The sequence below is a fragment of the Acinetobacter sp. Q85-2 genome (assembly GCF_013420555.1).
Taxonomy (GTDB): Bacteria; Pseudomonadota; Gammaproteobacteria; order Pseudomonadales; family Moraxellaceae; genus Acinetobacter; species Acinetobacter indicus.
The window spans coordinates 35,037-52,672 of the sequence record NZ_VOXW01000017.1 but is presented as its reverse complement, the minus strand read 5'-3'; the positions used below and the strand labels follow the sequence as shown (position 1 = coordinate 52,672).

General features: G+C 49.4%; 12 protein-coding genes and 1 pseudogene. 7 read left to right on the top strand and 6 right to left on the bottom strand.

From position 1 onward, the window contains the following. Positions 1 to 57 precede the first annotated feature (57 nt). Positions 58 to 234, top strand: coding sequence for a hypothetical protein (locus FTT68_RS10380; RefSeq protein WP_005181183.1), 177 nt, complete (start codon positions 58 to 60; stop codon positions 232 to 234). A gap of 242 nt (positions 235 to 476) precedes the next feature. Here the strand turns inward: FTT68_RS10380 and FTT68_RS10375 are convergent, their stop codons facing one another. The 3 genes from FTT68_RS10375 to FTT68_RS10365 form a co-directional block, all read right to left on the bottom strand. After that, positions 477 to 1,787, bottom strand: coding sequence for a solute carrier family 23 protein (locus FTT68_RS10375; RefSeq protein ID WP_005181189.1), 1,311 nt, complete (start codon positions 1,785 to 1,787; stop codon positions 477 to 479). A 299-nt stretch (positions 1,788 to 2,086) separates the two neighbouring features. Next, entirely contained in the window at positions 2,087 to 4,771 is a 2,685-nt protein-coding gene (gene ppc / locus FTT68_RS10370) for a phosphoenolpyruvate carboxylase (protein ID WP_180175340.1), read from the bottom strand. A 139-nt stretch (positions 4,772 to 4,910) separates the two neighbouring features. After that, positions 4,911 to 5,522, bottom strand: coding sequence for a TetR/AcrR family transcriptional regulator (locus FTT68_RS10365; RefSeq protein WP_104473566.1), 612 nt, complete (start codon positions 5,520 to 5,522; stop codon positions 4,911 to 4,913). Positions 5,523 to 5,675: 153 nt separating this feature from the next. Between FTT68_RS10365 and FTT68_RS10360 the strand changes: the two genes are divergently transcribed. The 4 genes and pseudogenes from FTT68_RS10360 (at position 5,676) to dnaJ (ending at position 11,634) form a co-directional block, all read left to right on the top strand. Beyond that, positions 5,676 to 6,776, top strand: coding sequence for an efflux RND transporter periplasmic adaptor subunit (locus FTT68_RS10360; protein WP_075167670.1), 1,101 nt, complete (start codon positions 5,676 to 5,678; stop codon positions 6,774 to 6,776). Positions 6,777 to 6,778: 2 nt separating this feature from the next. Then, positions 6,779 to 9,909: pseudogene (locus FTT68_RS10355) on the top strand (efflux RND transporter permease subunit). A 131-nt stretch (positions 9,910 to 10,040) separates the two neighbouring features. Beyond that, positions 10,041 to 10,418, top strand: coding sequence for a hypothetical protein (locus FTT68_RS10350; RefSeq protein WP_005181203.1), 378 nt, complete (start codon positions 10,041 to 10,043; stop codon positions 10,416 to 10,418). Between the two features lie 106 nt (positions 10,419 to 10,524). After that, positions 10,525 to 11,634, top strand: coding sequence for a molecular chaperone DnaJ (gene dnaJ, locus FTT68_RS10345; RefSeq protein WP_104472330.1), 1,110 nt, complete (start codon positions 10,525 to 10,527; stop codon positions 11,632 to 11,634). A gap of 71 nt (positions 11,635 to 11,705) precedes the next feature. Here dnaJ and FTT68_RS10340 read toward each other — a convergent pair whose 3' ends face one another. Next, positions 11,706 to 11,978 (bottom strand): hypothetical protein, encoded by a 273-nt coding sequence (locus tag FTT68_RS10340; RefSeq protein ID WP_180103658.1) that lies wholly within the window; start codon positions 11,976 to 11,978, stop codon positions 11,706 to 11,708. Between the two features lie 248 nt (positions 11,979 to 12,226). Between FTT68_RS10340 and dapB the strand changes: the two genes are divergently transcribed. Together dapB and FTT68_RS10330 are read left to right on the top strand one after the other, a co-directional pair. Next, a complete protein-coding gene (dapB, locus tag FTT68_RS10335; RefSeq protein WP_016658892.1) occupies positions 12,227 to 13,048 on the top strand; it encodes a 4-hydroxy-tetrahydrodipicolinate reductase in 822 nt (273 codons plus the stop codon). Between the two features lie 56 nt (positions 13,049 to 13,104). Next, on the top strand, positions 13,105 to 13,749 hold the full coding sequence (locus FTT68_RS10330) for an START domain-containing protein (RefSeq protein WP_016658891.1): 645 nt from the start codon (positions 13,105 to 13,107) through the stop codon (positions 13,747 to 13,749). A gap of 99 nt (positions 13,750 to 13,848) precedes the next feature. On the opposite strand, the gene FTT68_RS10325 is transcribed toward FTT68_RS10330, so the two are convergent. Further along, positions 13,849 to 15,291 carry a capsule assembly Wzi family protein gene (locus tag FTT68_RS10325; RefSeq protein ID WP_180175339.1) on the bottom strand — a complete coding sequence of 481 codons (1,443 nt, stop codon included), beginning with the start codon at positions 15,289 to 15,291 and terminating at the stop codon, positions 13,849 to 13,851. 145 nt (positions 15,292 to 15,436) lie between these two features. Then, the gene (locus FTT68_RS10320; RefSeq protein ID WP_180175338.1) at positions 15,437 to 17,623 is read right to left on the bottom strand and encodes a polysaccharide biosynthesis tyrosine autokinase; all 2,187 of its coding nucleotides are present in this window, start codon (positions 17,621 to 17,623) and stop codon (positions 15,437 to 15,439) included. Positions 17,624 to 17,636: the final 13 nt, after the last annotated feature.

Sequence of the window (17,636 nt, the reverse complement as noted above, 5' to 3'; positions counted from 1 at the left end):
GTATATATATTGTATATACATCTTTTTGTTAAAGCGTCTTTATTTTGGAGTGAAGCAATGAGCGAGCAAATCAAAAAAATAAAGACAGGCAAAAAAGATGGACAACTTTTAATTCGTATTAATAGTGCTGAACGCGATGAATTTATTCATTTGTGTGAAGAACTGGATACTAGTGCTGCTCGTGAATTAAGAAAATTTATTCGTAGCTTTGTGAAACAGCACAAGCGCGAATAGCCTTACTAGGGAGTAATACCATGGCGAAGCAAGTTAAATCGTTAAAGCAAAAAATCAAAGCACGTTTGAAAAAGATTTCAAAACATCAGGGCAAATTGAAACAGCTGCAAAAAGCCCTGAAAAAGCAAAAATAATTTAATTTTGCCTTGAAACCTGACTGCTAGCGTTTAGGTTTCAGATAAAAAACCGAAGCCGGTACTGATCATACCGGCTTCGGTTTTTTTGTATATTAGTCAGGGCAGTTATACTTTTTCTGATTTTTCGCCCAGGCTAAAGAACAGGTTCAGTAACAGCGCAGCAAAGGTCGCTGTCCCAATACCACCCAGGTTAAAGCTGCCGAATTGCAGGGCAAAGTCACCGGTACCTAAAATAATGGTCACTGCCGCCACCATCAGGTTTTTGTTTTTCGAGAAGTCGACTTTGTTTTCAATCCAGATTTTCGCTCCAGCAATGGTAATCAGACCAAACACCACAATTGAGGCACCGGTTAAAATCGCGCTTGGAATGGTATGAATAATGGCACCAAACTTAGGCGATAAACCGAGGAAAATGGCAAACACACCGGCAACTGCAAAAATAATGGTCGAGTAGACACGCGTTACCGCCATCACGCCGATATTTTCACCATAGGTGGTCATGCCCGGCGCACCGACACCACCGGCTAAAGTGGTGGCTACACCATCGGCGACAAAAGCTTTACCAATGTGCGGGTCCAGGTTTTCACCGGTCATGGCACTCACCGCTTTAATATGACCGAGGTTTTCTGCCACCAGAATCAGCGCTACCGGGGCAATGATCAGCATGGCATTGACTTCAAATTCCGGACCATGGAAGGTTGGCAGGCCAAACCATGCCGCCTGCTGGATTGGGGCAAAGTTAATTGGCGTGCCATAACCCATGACATTACTGACAATAAAGTAAACCAGATAGGCCAGCAGCAGACCAACCAGGAGCAACAGGCGCTGTAACAGTCCTTTGGTAAATACTGCAATTGAACCCATACATAGGACAGTCACCAGCGCCATCCACATATTAAATGGATTACCGGCTACACCTTTGACGGTGACTGGGGCCAGGTTCAGACCAATGATCATCACCACTGCACCAGTGACCACAGGTGGCATTAATTTTTCAATCCAGCGCGTACCGGTGGCCATGACCAGAAAGCCGAGCAGGGCATATAAAATACCGCAGGCAATAATCCCGCCGGCTGCCACCGCAATATTCGGGTTGGGTCCGCCCGTGCCGGATGCGGCATAACCGGTCGCAGCAATTACCACCCCAATAAAGGCAAAGCTGGAACCTAAATAACTAGGAACGCGACCACCGGTCATAATAAAGAACAGGATGGTACAGATCCCGGACATCAGAATGGCCAGGTTCGGGTCAAAGCCCATCAGGAAAGGCGCAAGTACCGTCGCACCAAACATGGCAAACGCGTGCTGAACCCCCAGAACCACAGTTTGCGCAGGTGGAAGATACTCATTGGTACCTACAGGACGTGCATCGATACTGCCTTGATACGGGCGCCATTTGGGAAACCAATTGGACATATTTTGAGCACTCTAAAGACAAATTGTGCCAATCATACTCCTGTTTTTTAAAAGATTTAATCGGAGATACAAAATTTTTGTTCAAATTAATTCTATGACTTTGCTTTATTTTTTACCGCAGGGTAAAAATTTTTCAATATAAAAACAGTATGAAATCAGTAGATTAATTCATCGACTTTGGCTGGAGGGAATGTATAAATAATAATTATTTTATTCATAAAAAAAGAAATGACAGCTTTATGACTGCTTAAAAATACAGCACATGCAGAACATGTGCTGTATGTTTTTGCCAATTTGACTTAGCCGGTGTTGCGTAATCCGGCAGCAATACCGGCAATGGTGACCATTAAGGCATGATCTACCGGACTATGCTCGGCCTGCTGGCTGTTGAGATACTGGCGACGACGTTTCATCAGTTCAGCCTGCAGCAGATGCAGTGGCAGTAAATACGGTTTACGTACTTTCATCGACTGATCCAGCACATCATTGCTGCTGAGGAGCTGTGACTCACCTTTCAGTGTCAGCAAGGTCTGGACTGCATCTTTCAGGCGTTGACGCAGCTCGGCCCCTAGGGCTTTCAGTTCTTCATCTTCGGTCAGATGTGCCTCATAGTAGAGTGCAATATGCCCATCGGCCTTGGACAGAACCATCTCCAGCATGTCCACCAAGGTCTGGAAATAGGGCCATTCGTGCAGCATTTCTTCCAGCAGTGCCTGCTGATCCTGGGCAATGACCTGGTTAATAGCAGCACCAGTACCCAGCCAGGCCGGTAGCATCAGACGAATCTGGGTCCAGGCAAACACCCAAGGAATGGCACGTAGCGATTCAATTCCGCCACTGACTTTACGCTTGGCCGGACGTGAACCAAGCGGCAGCATTTGCAGCTCCAGTTCCGGGGTCACGGTACGCAGGTATTTCACAAAATGCGGATTTTCCCGTACAGTCTGGCGATAGACCTGCACCGACAGGTCAGTCATGCTGTGCATTAACTGGCGCCATTCCTGTTTGGGTACCGGCGGTGGCAGCAAGGTCGCTTCCAGCGTCGCGGCGGTATAGATTTCCAGATTCTGTAAGGCAATTTCTTCCAGACCAAACTTGAAGCGGATCATTTCGCCCTGTTCGGTAACGCGAATCGCACCAGAAATTGAACCTGGTGGTTGTGAGAACAGGGCTTGCTGGGTCGGTGCGCCGCCACGGCTGATAGAACCACCACGACCGTGGAACAGGGTTAGCTGAACCCCGTGCTGCTGCGCCACAGCGGTCAGTTCTTCCTGGGCACGATACTGGGCCCAGTTAGCCGACATAAAGCCGGCATCTTTGGCCGAGTCGGAGTAGCCAATCATCACCTCATGTTTGCCCTGAATATGCTGCTTGTACCAGTGCATGCCAAACAGGGTGTGCATGGTATTGGCTGCGCCGTCCAGATCTTTCAGGGTTTCAAACAGCGGCACCACGCGTAGCGGCGTTTGAATACCGGCTTCTTTTTGCAGCAATAACACCGCCAGCACATCACTTGGATATTCGGCCATGGAAATAATATAGGCACCTAGCGATTCCGATGGCTGTTCGGCCAGGGTCCGCATGGTGGCAAACACTTCCTGTACATCCGGATGTTCAATCAGGCTCTGTTTCGGTTCCTGCAGGTATTTGGGCAATAGCGGGCGTTTGCTTTGCAGTTCCTGTAGCAGGAAATTCTGCCGTGCCTGTTCGGTCCAGGTTTCAAAATTGCCCAGCCCGAGATATTCGGTAATTGCCGAAATGGCCTGACGATGACGACCAGATTCCTGACGGATATCCAGTTTGAGCAGTTCAATTCCGAAACAGTTGACCCGGCGAATGAAATCCAGCAGCTTGCCATTGGCAATTTCTGGCATGTTGCAGGCCATTAATGAGCGGTGACATAACAATAACGGGGTCAGCAGTTCCTGTTTGCTTTTAATTACCTGGCTGTCATCAGCATCCAGTCCTTGCAGCTTTTGCGCCAGCCAGTCACGGGTGGCGGTTAAACGCTGGCGCGTCTCACGCAAATATTCACGATACGGTTCAGGATGCGGCGTACCAATGGCGGCCAGCAGCTCCGGACTACATTGCTGGATCGACAGTTCCCAGCGCAAATCTTCAATATCGCGCAGGTACAAATCGGCGGCTTTCCAGCGCGAGAGCCACAGCACTTCCTGAGTCACCTGATGGGTCACATTCGGGTTGCCATCGCGGTCACCGCCCATCCAGGAGGCAAAACGTAGCGGTGCAATTTCCAGTGGCAGTTGCTGGCCGCACTGGGCCTGCACCATGCTGTCCAGTTCCCGGATAAATTTGGGCACTGCATTCCACAGCGTCTGTTCAATGGTAGTAAAGCCCCATTTGGCTTCATCAATCGGGGTCGGGCGATGCTGACGAATTTCATCGGTCTGCCAGGCCGAGCTGATCAGCTGTTTCAGCTCTTCCAGCACCGCCTGACGTTCACGAGGGGTCAGTTTCTGCTGGTCAAAGGCTGACAGGCAGGCATTGATGCCATCATATTTCTGAATGAGGGTGCGGCGGCTGACTTCGGTCGGATGCGCAGTTAAGACCAGTTCAATATTCAGCTCGCAGATCTGCTGGAACAAGGTCTCGGCAGAAATATCATGCTGCTGGAACTTCTGAAACAGATGATCGAGTGGATTCGGGGAGGGTGCGCTGTCATCAAATTCGCTCTGGCGGCGGCTACGCACCACATGATACTGCTCGGCAATATTGGCAAAATTTAAAAAGTGGGTAAAGGCACGGGTCAGCGGCAGAATTTCTTCATCTTCCAGACTGGACAGCAGTTGTTCGAGTTGTTTTTCTGCTTCAATTTGGCCATCACGGGCGCCTTTGGCCAGCGCACGAATCTGTTCGACCTGATTAAACAAATCTTGTCCGGCGTGCTGTTTCAGGGTGTCGCCCAGTAAATTTCCCAGCAGACGCACATCTTCGCGTAATGGAGCAGCAATTTGTTGAATCATTTTTTTCCCTCTCCAGAGTTCCTGTTTTGACTATACCCGGAATTCGTGAAAATCCAAGCCAGCACCAGGCGAAAGTCGGATAATTTTTATCCGGAAGCGCTGCAAAAAAGCCGGTTTTGTTCAAGGCTTAGGCAGCCAGTCACTCGGAGATGGCTTGCAGGAACAGCTGGATACTGGACTGGATCAGCTGCTGCTGTTCATCGGCGGCCGGAATCGGACGGATGCCGAGCAAAATTTCATGATGGCGCTGACCGAGTAACAACGACAACATCAACTGGATTAACTGTTCTAGCGGCATCTGCTGGATAAAACCTAAATCAATGGCCTGCTGGAAAAAGTGCTGCCAGACTTGGTTCAGCTTTTGATGCGAGGCCTGATAAAACTGCTGTAACAGCGGACTTTGCTGTGAGGCCAAATCGAGCAGCAGATATTCCAGCTTGATGGCTTCGGGTAAATAGACAATTTCCAGGGACAGCGCACACAGCTGCGCCAGCGCCTGCTGGAAATTGCTGTCGGCACTGAGCTGCGGCGGACGCGCCATAATCAGGGCTTCACAGGTATCTTCAATGGCACAGGTAAACAAGGTGGCCTTGTCCTGAAAATGATTATAGACCGTCAGTTTGGTCACGCCGGCATCGCGGGCAATTTCATTCATGCTCGAACCATGATAGCCCTGTTTTAAAAACAAGGATTTAGCCGATTCCAGAATGCGCTGGCGTTTTTCGAGATCTTTGGGACGTCCGACGTTCATTTGCTGAAAATATCCTAAATAAAATAAAAACAGTCATTGTGTTTTGCTGTTTCTTGCAATTAATGTACTCATCGGTATATTAATTAAAAATTGATCATTTTTAATATATTGCTATTTTGCCTGAAAAACATCTGACAAATAAGAGTCAACCGCATGAGCACGATTAACACGGTAGTTCTCAGCCTGATCCTGGTGTGTAGCACCCTGGTCGGTTGCAGCAAGGACAGCGCCAGCACTGAACAGAATATTCCCTATGTGATGGTGGCCCAGCCCACCTCCAGTCATCAGGCACAAAAAAGCTATGCTGGTGAGGTGCAGGCGCGTCAGCAGACCGCGTTGGCCTTTCGGGTGGGCGGTCAGGTGGTGGAACGCTATGTCGATGTTGGCGATCAGGTCAAGGTCGGGCAGGTGCTGGCACGTTTAGATGTTAAAGATGCCCAGTTACAGCTGAATGCAGCGCGCGCCCAGCTCGACAGTGCCCAGTCGGCTGCCAAAATTGCCCAAGATGAATTGCAACGTTTTCAGCAGCTGTTGCCAATGAATGCGGTTAGCCGCTCGCAATACGATGCCATCGACAATCAGTACAAATCTGCTGTGGCAGCGCTGAAACAGGCGCAGTCCAATTATGCGGTGGCGCAGAACCAGACCGTATATAACCGGCTGGTGGCCAATAAAAACGGGGTGATTACCGCACGCAATATTGAAGTGGGGCAGGTGGTGGCAGCCGGTCAGGCAGCCTATCAGCTGGCAATTTCCGGTGAACGTGAAGTGGTGATTGGCGTGCCGGAGCAGGCCATGAGCCAGATTAAAGTCGGTCAGCCGGCTACGGTCACCTTATGGTCACAGCCGGATCAGCGCTTTGAAGCCTATGTGCGGGAGATTTCACCGGCAGCTGACCAGTCACGTACTTTTAGTGTCAAGGTGGCGCTGCGTGCTGCCAATCCGGCCATCCAGCTGGGACAAAGTGCGCGGGTGTTTTTAAATGGCAATGCACAGCAGCAGCTGACCGTACCGCTGTCCAGCGTCTCGGCCAATGGCCAGCAGGCCTATGTCCTGGTGGTGGGTGCCAATCATCAACTACGTAAAGTAGATGTGCAGCTGGGCGCTTATGGCCGTGACAGCGTACCGGTACTTAGCGGGCTGAAGCCAACGGACTATGTGGTGGTGGGTGGGGTACATCTGCTGCGCGACCAGCAAAAAATTCATCCGATTGACCGGGAAAACCGTGCCGTCAAGCTTCAGGCAGGGGGTTAAGCATGAGCGCACCGCTAAACTTTAACCTGTCGGAATGGGCCTTAAAAAACAAGGGCCTGATTCTGTATTTCATGCTGCTGCTCGGCATTATTGGCATGTATTCCTATTCCAAGCTGTCGCAGAGTGAAGATCCGCCGTTTACCTTTAAGGTGATGGTGGTGCAGACCTACTGGCCGGGCGCAACCGCCAAAGAAGTCTCCTTGCAGGTCACTGACCGGATTGAAAAAGAGCTGATGACCACCGGGCAGTACGAGCGGATTCTGGCCTATTCACGTCCGGGAGAATCAATGGTGACCTTTATTGCCAAAGATTCGCTGCGTTCCGGGCAAATTCCGGATATCTGGTATACGGTACGCAAGAAAATCAATGATATCCGGCATGAACTGCCCCAAGGCGTGCAGGGACCGTTTTTTAACGATGAATTTGGCGATACCTTCGGCAATATTTATGTGCTGACCGGTGAAGATTTTGACTATGCCACCTTAAAAGAATATGCCGACCGCCTGCAGCTACAATTGCAGCGGGTCAAGGATGTCAGCAAGGTCGAACTGATTGGCCTGCAAGACCAGAAAATCTGGATTGAACTGTCTAATACTAAAGCGGCCCAGCTCGGTATTCCGGTTACCGCCATTCAGCAGGCATTGCAGCAGCAGAACAGCATGGCCAGTGCCGGCTTTTTTGAAACCGAAACCGACCGGATTCAGGTCCGGGTCAGTGGCCAGCTAAACAGTGTTGAAGCCTTGCAGCAGATGCCGCTACTGGTCAATGGCACCACCATTCAGCTGGGTGATGTTGCTGAGATTTACCGCGGTTTTAGCGATCCGGCCCAGCCGCGGATGCGTTTTATGGGCGAAAACGGGATTGGCATTGCCGTGTCCATGCGTAAAGGCGGCGATATTCTGGCGCTGGGGGAAAATCTGGCCAGCGAATTCCAGCGGCTACAACAGACCTTGCCACTGGGCATGCAGCTGCAAAAAGTCTCGGATCAGCCGGTGGCGGTCAAGCACAGTGTTAATGAATTTATGAAGGTACTGGCCGAGGCGGTGATTATCGTGCTGCTGGTCAGCTTTTTCTCGCTCGGTTTTCGTACCGGTCTGGTGGTGGCTTTTTCGATTCCGCTGGTGCTGGCAATGACCTTTGCCGGCATGAATCTGTTTGATGTCGGCTTGCACAAGATTTCCCTCGGTGCCCTGATTCTGGCGCTGGGTCTGCTGGTGGATGATGCCATTATTGCGGTAGAGATGATGGCCATTAAAATGGAGCAGGGTTATAGCCGGCTTCAGGCGGCTGGTTTTACCTGGAAAACCACCGCTTTTCCAATGCTGACCGGTACCCTGATTACCGCGGCCGGCTTTTTACCGATTGCCACGGCCGCGTCTAGTACCGGTGAATATACCCGCTCCATCTTCCAGGTGGTGACCATTGCCTTGGTGGTGTCCTGGTTTGCCGCGGTGCTGTTTGTGCCGTATCTGGGTGATAAACTGCTGCCCGATTTCAATCAGCAGCCACAACAGGCCAGCTGGTATCAGCGCCTTTGGGCCCCGCTCCAGCACCTGTGGTATATCATGCTGGAGAGCAGCATGATCCGTATCAGACCCGTTTTTATCAGGGCTTTCGCCGCTGGGTCGATACCTGTGTGACCTACCGCAAAACCGTGATTGCCGCTACGGTAGGCATTTTTGTGCTGTCGATTTTGATGTTCAAGCTGGTACCGCAGCAGTTTTTCCCACCCTCAAACCGGGCCGAAATTCTGGTCGATCTGAAACTTGAAGAAGGCGCTTCGTTAACAGCCACCGAAGCCGCAGTACAAAAGGTCGAGCAGTTCCTGGCCAAGCAGGAGGGGATTGATAACTATGTGGCCTATGTCGGCACTGGCTCGCCGCGTTTTTATTTACCGCTGGATCAGCAGTTGCCGCAAACCAGTTTTGCCCAGTTTGTGGTGCTGGCCTCATCGCTAGAAGACCGGGATGAAATTCGCCGTTCGCTGGATGAGCAGATTCGTAAATTATTGCCGGAAGCGCGTACCCGGGTGTCGCTGCTGGAAAATGGTCCGCCGGTTGGCTATCCACTCCAGTTCAGGGTCTCCGGTGAAGATCTGGCTCAGGTACGGCAATGGGCGCAGCAGGTCGCAGCTCAGGTCGATGACAATCCAAACACCACCAATGTGCATCTGGACTGGGGTGAGCCAAGCAAGGTCATTCATTTGCAGATTGATCAGGACCGGGCACGGCAAATGGGCGTCAGCAGTGTTGATCTAGCTAATTTCCTCAACAGTTCCATTCTGGGCAGCGCAATTGACCAGTACCGGGAAAAACGTGAACTGATTGAAATCCGCCTGCGCGGTGATGCAGCCGAGCGGGTCGATGTTGGTTCGCTCAGCAGCCTGGCAGTGCCAACCGCACAGGGCAATAGTGTACCGCTGGCCCAGATTGCCCAGATTGAATACCGTTTTGAAGAAGGCCTGATCTGGCACCGTAACCGTTTACCGACCATTACCGTACGGGCTGACATCAGCAGCGGTTTACAGCCAGCCACAGTGGTGGGGGAGCTGAGCGAACCCTTACAGCAGATTCGCAGCCAGTTGCCAAACGGCTACCTGCTGGAAGTCGGCGGGACGGTGGAAGAATCGGCGCGTGGGCAAAGTTCAGTCAATGCCGGTATGCCGCTGTTTTTGGCGGTGGTGTTTACCCTGTTGATGCTGCAGCTTAAAAGCATGTCACGGGCCTGTATCGTGTTTTTAACCGCGCCGCTTGGCATTATTGGGGTGGTGCTGTTCCTGCTACTGTTCAATAAACCTTTTGGCTTTGTGGCCATGCTCGGCACCATTGCGCTGTCGGGGATGATCATGCGTAACTCGCTGATTCTGATTGACCAGATCGAGCAGGATATTCAGGCCGGTGAAGCGCCGTGGGATGCGATTATCAATGCCACGGTGCGCCGCTGCCGTCCAATTGTGCTGACGGCACTGGCCGCCGTGCTGGCCATGATTCCACTGTCGCGCAGTATTTTCTTTGGCCCGATGGCGGTGGCCATCATGGGCGGATTGATTATTGCGACCCTGCTCACTTTATTCTTTTTGCCGGCCCTGTATGCGCAGTGGTTTAAAGTGAAAAAAAATCAGAATATGGCCTGATTTTGTGTCAATATAAGGTGCGAAAGCTTGAAAATTTCAATATAGTAGCACCTTCGTTTTTACAATTTTCAATAGGTAAATTTACTGCATATTATAAAACCAAACATGCAGTAAATGGGGTTGAAGCACACATGCAGCAAGATAGCTTAGCCAAGTTACGTCGTTCGATTGCTCTTTCTTACGTCTTCATGTTTTTCGCCCTGTTTACCTTAATTAGCGCCATTTTTGCCTACTGGCTGGCCCGTAAAGTGGTGATGGTCGATCAGACTGAAGTCTGGTTACAGGCCCAAGCACTCTGGGTCATGCGCAATGTCATGATCTACTCCATTTTGGCGGTATTTGCTGCCCTGTGGTTTATTCCGCTATTTTTCTATGCCTGGAATGATGCCACCTGGGTCACTGCGACCACCATTGCCGGTGTGGTGTTTAGCGCCATTGCCTTCTTATATTTACTCAATGCCTGGATCAAAGGCTTAAGTAAATTCATGAAAAACAAGGCGGTGTTTTAAGCGGCCTAAATTTTTTTCGCTGCCTGCCCTTGTAAATCTGGGATAAACCCCAATTTCAGACCTCAGTTGAGTCTTAAATAAAATTCCGTGAGGAGCATCGCCAGACATGGCTAAACGTGATTATTATGAGGTTTTGGGTGTTGCTAAAACCGCTAGTGATGATGAAATTAAAAAAGCCTACCGTAAGTTGGCGATGAAATATCATCCGGACCGTAACCCAGATAACCCGGAAGCTGAAGAAAAATTTAAAGAAGCTTCAGAGGCTTATGAGGTGCTGTCGGACAGCGAAAAACGCAGCATGTACGACCGTATGGGCCATCAGGCCTTTGAAGGCGGCATGGGCGGTGGTGGCTTCGGCGGCGGCTTTAGTGCCGAAGATATCTTTAGCCAGTTCGGCGATATTTTTGGGGGTGCCTTTGGGGGCGGTGGCCGTCAGCAACGTGCGCGCCGTGGTTCGGACCTGCGCTATGTGATGGAACTGACCCTGGAAGAAGCGGTTAAAGGGGTGAAAAAAACCATCAGCTTTACCGCACCTGCACCGTGTGATGCCTGTGATGGTAAAGGCTCGCAAAATCCGAATGATGTTGAAACCTGTAAAACCTGTCATGGTGCCGGTCAGGTACGTATGCAGCAAGGTTTCTTCTCGGTGCAGCAGACCTGTAGCACCTGTCGTGGCCAGGGCAAAATCATCAAGAACCCATGTAACAAATGTCATGGTTCAGGGGTATCTGACCGTCAGCAAACTCTGGAAGTTACCATTCCAGCCGGTGTCGACAATGGCGACCGGGTACGTTTAACCGGTAAAGGTGAAGCGATCCGTGATGGTCAGGCTGGTGACCTATACGTAGAAGTGGTGGTGCGCGAGCATGAAATCTTCCAGCGTGATGGTGCCGATCTGTATATGGATGTGCCGGTTTCAATTGCCGATGCCGCACTGGGTAAAGAAATTGAAATTCCGACGCTGGATGGCCGGGTGAGCCTGAAAATTCCGGAAGGCACCCAAACCGGTAAACTGTTCCGTCTGCGCGGTAAAGGCGTAAAACCGGTACGTACCAGCATGGTCGGTGATCTGCTGTGCCGTATTGTGGTGGAAACCCCAGTGAACCTGACGTCGCGTCAGCGTGAATTACTGAAAGAACTGCAAGCGACGCTGGATGGCGATAACAACAATTCGTCACCAAAGAAAAAGTCATTCTTTGACCGCCTGTTTGACTAAGCCAGTTTAAACAGCGCGCTCAAACACAAAGGGAGATGAACATCATCTCCCTTTTTTATGGCGAATAAAAATTAAACCCCTTCCACAGGGTCAATTTCTGCCACCAGCGCATCTTCCTGAGATACAGCCATCTCAGTGGTCTGTTCGCTTTGCTGTTCTTCAATTGCATCAATTAACGCCACTTGTGCTGCTTCTTCTGCCGATACTGCTGGCTGTAAAGTGGTGGTAATGCGGACTTGAGACAGGCTTTCTAAGGTATCACCCGGTTGTAATGGTGGTTCTGCCCAAGCCGAGCTCATCAGTAGCCCCATACACACTGCCATCCCCAGTTGTTTCGAATGCATGCTTGATCTCCTTATAATCTCTATTCTATTCATTCGTGACGGCTAGTCTGCTGTAGCAATTTTGCACTTTTGTGAAAAAACGCCAGAAATCAGAACTTTCTTTTCAATTTCTATTTTTAAATTACTGGGTGTTCGGGTTACGGTTGAGTCATCTTAGTTTTTTTCGGCTTTTTTAGACTGCCGGCTTAGTCTGGGCAGGGAGTTTTGATATAGTAAGGACAATTTCGAATCAACATCAGGAATATGTTATGTCAGCAACTCCACGCATTGGTGTATTAGGTGCCGGTGGCCGTATGGGACGCATCCTTATTCAAGCCGTTGAGCAGGCCGGTTATCAACTTGCAGCTGCGGTGGAACGTCCGGAAAGTAGCTTAATCGGTGCAGATGCAGGCGAGCTTGCGGGCATTGGCAGCCTGGGTGTGAAAGTGGTCGGCAGCCTGGAAGAGGTGGTAAAGCAGTGTGACGTGGTCATCGACTTTACTGCACCGGCAGCCACGGTGAACCATCTGAAAATCTGTCGTGAAGCAGGTGTGGCAATTGTGATTGGCACCACCGGCATGAATGATGAACAGAAAGCCTATCTGGATGAATCGGCAACGCAAACTCCGGTGGTCTATGCGGCCAACTATTCAGTGGGTGTGAATGTTTCAATTAAGCTTTTAGAACTTGCTTCTAAAGTATTTGGCGATACGGTAGATATTGAAGTGATTGAAGCGCACCATCGTCATAAAGTCGATGCGCCATCAGGTACTGCTTTAATGATGGGTGAAGCAATTGCAGAAACCCTGGGCCGTGACCTGAAAAAAGATGCGGTCTATCATCGTGAAGGACATACCGGTCCGCGTGAGCGTCAAAGTATTGGTTTCCAGACCATTCGTGGCGGCGATATTGTCGGTGAACACACCGCCATGTTTATTGGTGAAGGAGAGCGTGTAGAAATTACCCACAAAGCCACCAACCGGATGAACTTTGCTGCTGGCGCCGTGCGTGCTGCTGCTTGGGTGGTCGGTCGTGATGCGCGTAAATATGACATGAAAGATGTCTTGGGTTTTAACGATATTCAAGTTTAAAACCGCTGTAAAATCCGTTATAACAACACTAAAACTAAAATAAGATGAACAATGGAATGAAAAAATGGATTGTATTGGCCGGTGCGCTCGCCATGGCGGCGAGTGTACCCGCCCAGAATTTGCAGAATGCCAAACTCAATATTCATAAAAATAATATTAAGGTCTGGACCTATCAGCATCCGCAAAACCCGGTATTTTTGTACAAGGCCGAAACCACTTTTCCGGTCTCGATTGAAAAAGCCGCTGGCCTGATTCTGGATGTTGAGCATGCCATCAGCTGGGTGCCGTATATGGGCAGCGTTAAGGTACTGTCGCGTGATGACCAGAAAGGCGAGTTCCTGCTGTATATGGTGCTGGACTTTCCTTTTCCGTTAAAAGACCGCGATCTGGTGGTCAAAGGCAGAATGTTTAAAGATGCCCAAGGCGTGATTCATATTCAGAACAAAGCGGTCAGTCAGGGTTATCCCTTAAACCCGAGCTATGTACGTTTAACCCATTATGAAGGCGACTGGACCTTTCAAAAACTGGGCGCTAACCGGGTTAAGGTCTCCACCTATGGTTATGCTGATCCAGCCGGTTCGATTCCAACCAGTTTTGTGAATATGTTTGTGCAGCAGCAGCCTTATCAGATGCTGCAAAAAATGAAACTGGAACTGAGTCTGCCGGGTCGTGAGCGGCCCTTGCCGGCGATTTTAAGATAAAAACTACCCGTCTGGTTTTAGACGGGTCAGGGATCAGCAGACTCAGAAAGCGTATTGAAATAGTGCTGATCTGAGTCTTTAAAACGAGATTTAACTGCCTTAGTAACTAAACAGTCCTTTTTCCAGCGGGAATTCAATGCCGATAGAGGCTCCACCATCTTTACCGTGCAGGTCTGAATCCCCCAACCAGCCATTCAGTTTAAGTGGAATATCCGGACGTAGGTAATGTGTCCAGGTGATATCTAAAGCTGTTAGCTCATCTTGCTCAGGAAAAGCCGCATTGGTGATTCGACCCGACCCATTCAGTTTGGCAAACAGCACCCGGCCATGCAGACGGTTTAAAGGATCAAAACGGATATCACCACCCATTGAGACCATTTGACCATCGCCGCCCATTGCATGGGCCAATGGATAACCATGCTGATAGAAGCCATCCGTATAATTGGTGTGATTATAGGAGATTCCTTGTGCCTTGCCATTGGTACGGGTATCAGCCCATTCGCTATACAGCTGGTAGGGCATATTCTGGTAACTGGATGAATAATCCACCCCTGCCAGATACATTTTTTTCGCGGGCAGGCCGCCGGCTTCATCTTCACCGACATATTGCGCATAGACACCCAGTGGCATTTGCACTAAAGGTTGCAGGTTTAAACGGGCATCAAAACCGGCAATCTGGTTCGATGGATCTGGTTCACCTGTGCCACCATTGTCTTTGTTGCCAACAAACGCATCCCAGAGTGAGCTCAAGCTTTCCGGACGTCCTTCACCCCCCCACTGAATGGCGCGTGAAGCCCCCAGTTCCAGATAGGGAAGCGGTTGAGCAGTAACACGCAGCCCAATCAGCTTGGCATCCGGAACCGCATCATAATTGTCCAGCTGACCGGCAAAGGCCTGATATTGCCATGGCCCAATCCAGGACAGCCATTTGCTGCTAAAAGCAGTCTGTTCTGCCCGCTGCGCCGTAATGCCATAGACTGGGCGGCTGGCATCGCCACGAATCAGACTCCCCTCATGACCGGGTCCCCAATAGGTTGGAATCTGGCCGGCAATCAGCCACTGATTCCAGAGTTTCCCGGCAATATAAGAGCCTTCAACATTCACATCCTGATCATGATCAATCTGTGGGTCTTTTTCAGCATTCACCCGTAATCGGGCATCCCATTGGCTACCGCCAGCATTCAGTTCCAGACCAGCCTGATATTGTGATTTTTCCTGATCACCAAAGGCTTGAGGCAGATACTTATGATCAGTTTCTGCAAATAGCGCAGCTTTCAAGAGCTGATTATCGGCATTTAAATGGGTGAGGACTGCATCCACTACTTTTTGCTGGACAGGGGTGCTGATTTTTGCCTGAGACAGGGCATGCTGAATTTCATCGCCACTCATGGGCCAGGTGGAGGTGCTAATCTGAATCACCCCTTGCTGGTTCAGCCAATTCAGGTCGGTACGCAGGTTCTGGTCATTCAGCACAATCCCTTGGGCAAAAGTCAGGGATGAGCTGAGGGCAAGGGTCGCAAGCAATATTTTTGATAGACGCATTTTTGATTCTCAGGAGTTTTTTGCTCTCCACACCATAGGCGGACGAGTTTATTTTTTCAATGCAAACTGTTGAGTAGAGTTGTAATCTGGAAAGATTAAAAATCCCGCCGTAGCGAGATTTTTAAAGCAATCGGTCACTGCAAAATTAGTCATTATCCTTGTTGGCTTTATAGGCATAGGAATAGTTATAGCCATAACCATAGCCTGCACTGGAGCGCTGAATATCATTCAGGATAATACCATTGACTTGCACACCCGCCTGTTCAAAACGGTTGATGGTCAATTCAAGCTCTTTCATTTGTGTCTTGGCATAGCGTGCAATCACCAGATTCACCCCGGCATGCTGGGAAATAATAATCCCGTCTGTGACGGCCAGAATTGGTGGAGTATCAATCAAGATATGATCATATTGTTCTGATAGCTGATTCAGCATCGTCGCAAATTGTGTGGTGCTGAGCAGTTCAGACGGGTTGGCCGGACTCTTGCCACGGGCAATTACATCTAGACCGGATACTTCCGTAGCTTTAATGACCTGGCTTAATTCGGTTTGACCATTTAAGTAGTCTGCCAGACCAAGTTGGGCTTGCTGATTAAAGTATTTATGCAAATAACCGCGGCGCAAGTCAGCATCAATAATTAGTACCCGTTTCTGGCTTTGCGCCAGAATGGTGGCCAAGTTGGTTGAAATAAAGGATTTACCGACTTCCGGTGCTGGACCAGAAACCATAATAATATTGTTCTTGGCGCTGCTTAAGGCAAAATGAATGGCAGTACGCATACTGCGTAGGCTTTCAATGGCAATATCATCACTATTTTTAACCGCAAGAATAGGAATATTCTTTTTCTTCTTCAGCAGTTTAATCCGGCTTTCCTGTACAGGCGAACGCGGCACAGTGGCATACACCGGCAAGTCCAGTTCATTTTCAATTTGGGTAGAATCCTTAACGCCACTACGTAGCATATTACGTAATAAGGCCAGCAGTGTGCCGAGGAAACCACCCAAGAAAATCGACAGAATCAGGATCTGTAATTTCTTTGGCTTAATTGGTTCAATCGGTTCTACTGCGGTATCGACAATACGTACATTGCCAATTTCACCGGCTTTGGCAATACGTAACTGCTGATAAGAATTAAGCAGGCCGGTATACAGCTGCTGTTTGACTTCCACTTCGCGGAACAGTTGCAGGTACTGACGTTGCAATTCTGGTAAGCGTCTTAAGGTGCCATCTAGCTCATTAATCTTTTTATTAATTGCTGATAATTGCGCATTCATTTGCTGCATGATTGGGTGTTCAGCCGTATATTTGGCTGAGGCTTCAGCCACTTTCTGTTCCAGTTCGGCTTTTTGGGTTTCCAAGGTCACGCTTTGGGTCAGATACAGCTCTGACTCTTTGGTGACATCGACCGTATTGTACTGCTGGCGGAAACGGTTAAATTCACGTTCAGCGACATCGAGTTGCTGTTTGAGTTCAGGCAGCTGATCTTCCAGGAATTTTAAGGTTTGTGCGGTTTCAGCCGAGCGACGTTCAATATTCTGTTGACTATAGGCCGCTAAAATGGCATTGAGCACCCGGGTAATATGCTGCTTGTCAGTACCCTGGTAGTTGAGGCCCAGCACACCGGTCATTTTGCCTTTTTCGGCCACCGAATAGTCAGCGAGCAAGCTACGAACTGCGGCAGGCAGGCTTTGCTTTTGGATCAGGTAAGTGCTATCAAAGCTGTCCTGACTATAAATACCGACTTTCCATAGACCATATTCAGACTGTAACTGGCTGGTCTGGTTCAGTGGGGCAGAAAAGACCACCTGTTCTGTGGCTGAATCAGTTAAACGGTATTGACCTTCGGCAAAACTAAGCAGCAGACTTTTATCACGATAGTAATCTGGAATCTCAAAGCTGCGTACATCAAAGCTTTTCTGGTTGTCTTTAAACAGCACCGATTTGCCCGAATATTCACTGTCATACTCGTGCTTATTCAGTAAGCGGCTCCAGAAACTGTCTTCTGTGCCATGAATGCGAATATTTAAATTCAGGCGATCAATAACGGTACCGAGTACCAGACGCGATTTCAGAATCTCAATTTCGGCCTGAGCCGGTGATTTCTGCTCAATCATCTCGGACAAATCGCCCAATAAGGCTGCAGATGCTCCTTTATTTTCTTCGACCTGAACCAGTGCATCGACCTGATAGGTGTCTGGTGTGGTTCTTAAATAAAGTAAGGCACAGACCAAACTTAAAATGACACAGAGAGCAATCAGTTTCCACTGGGCAATTAAGGAGAAAAACAATTCCTTCAGGTCAATGGTATCTTCTGTATTGGTATTTTGGCTCATAGTCTTTTATTCG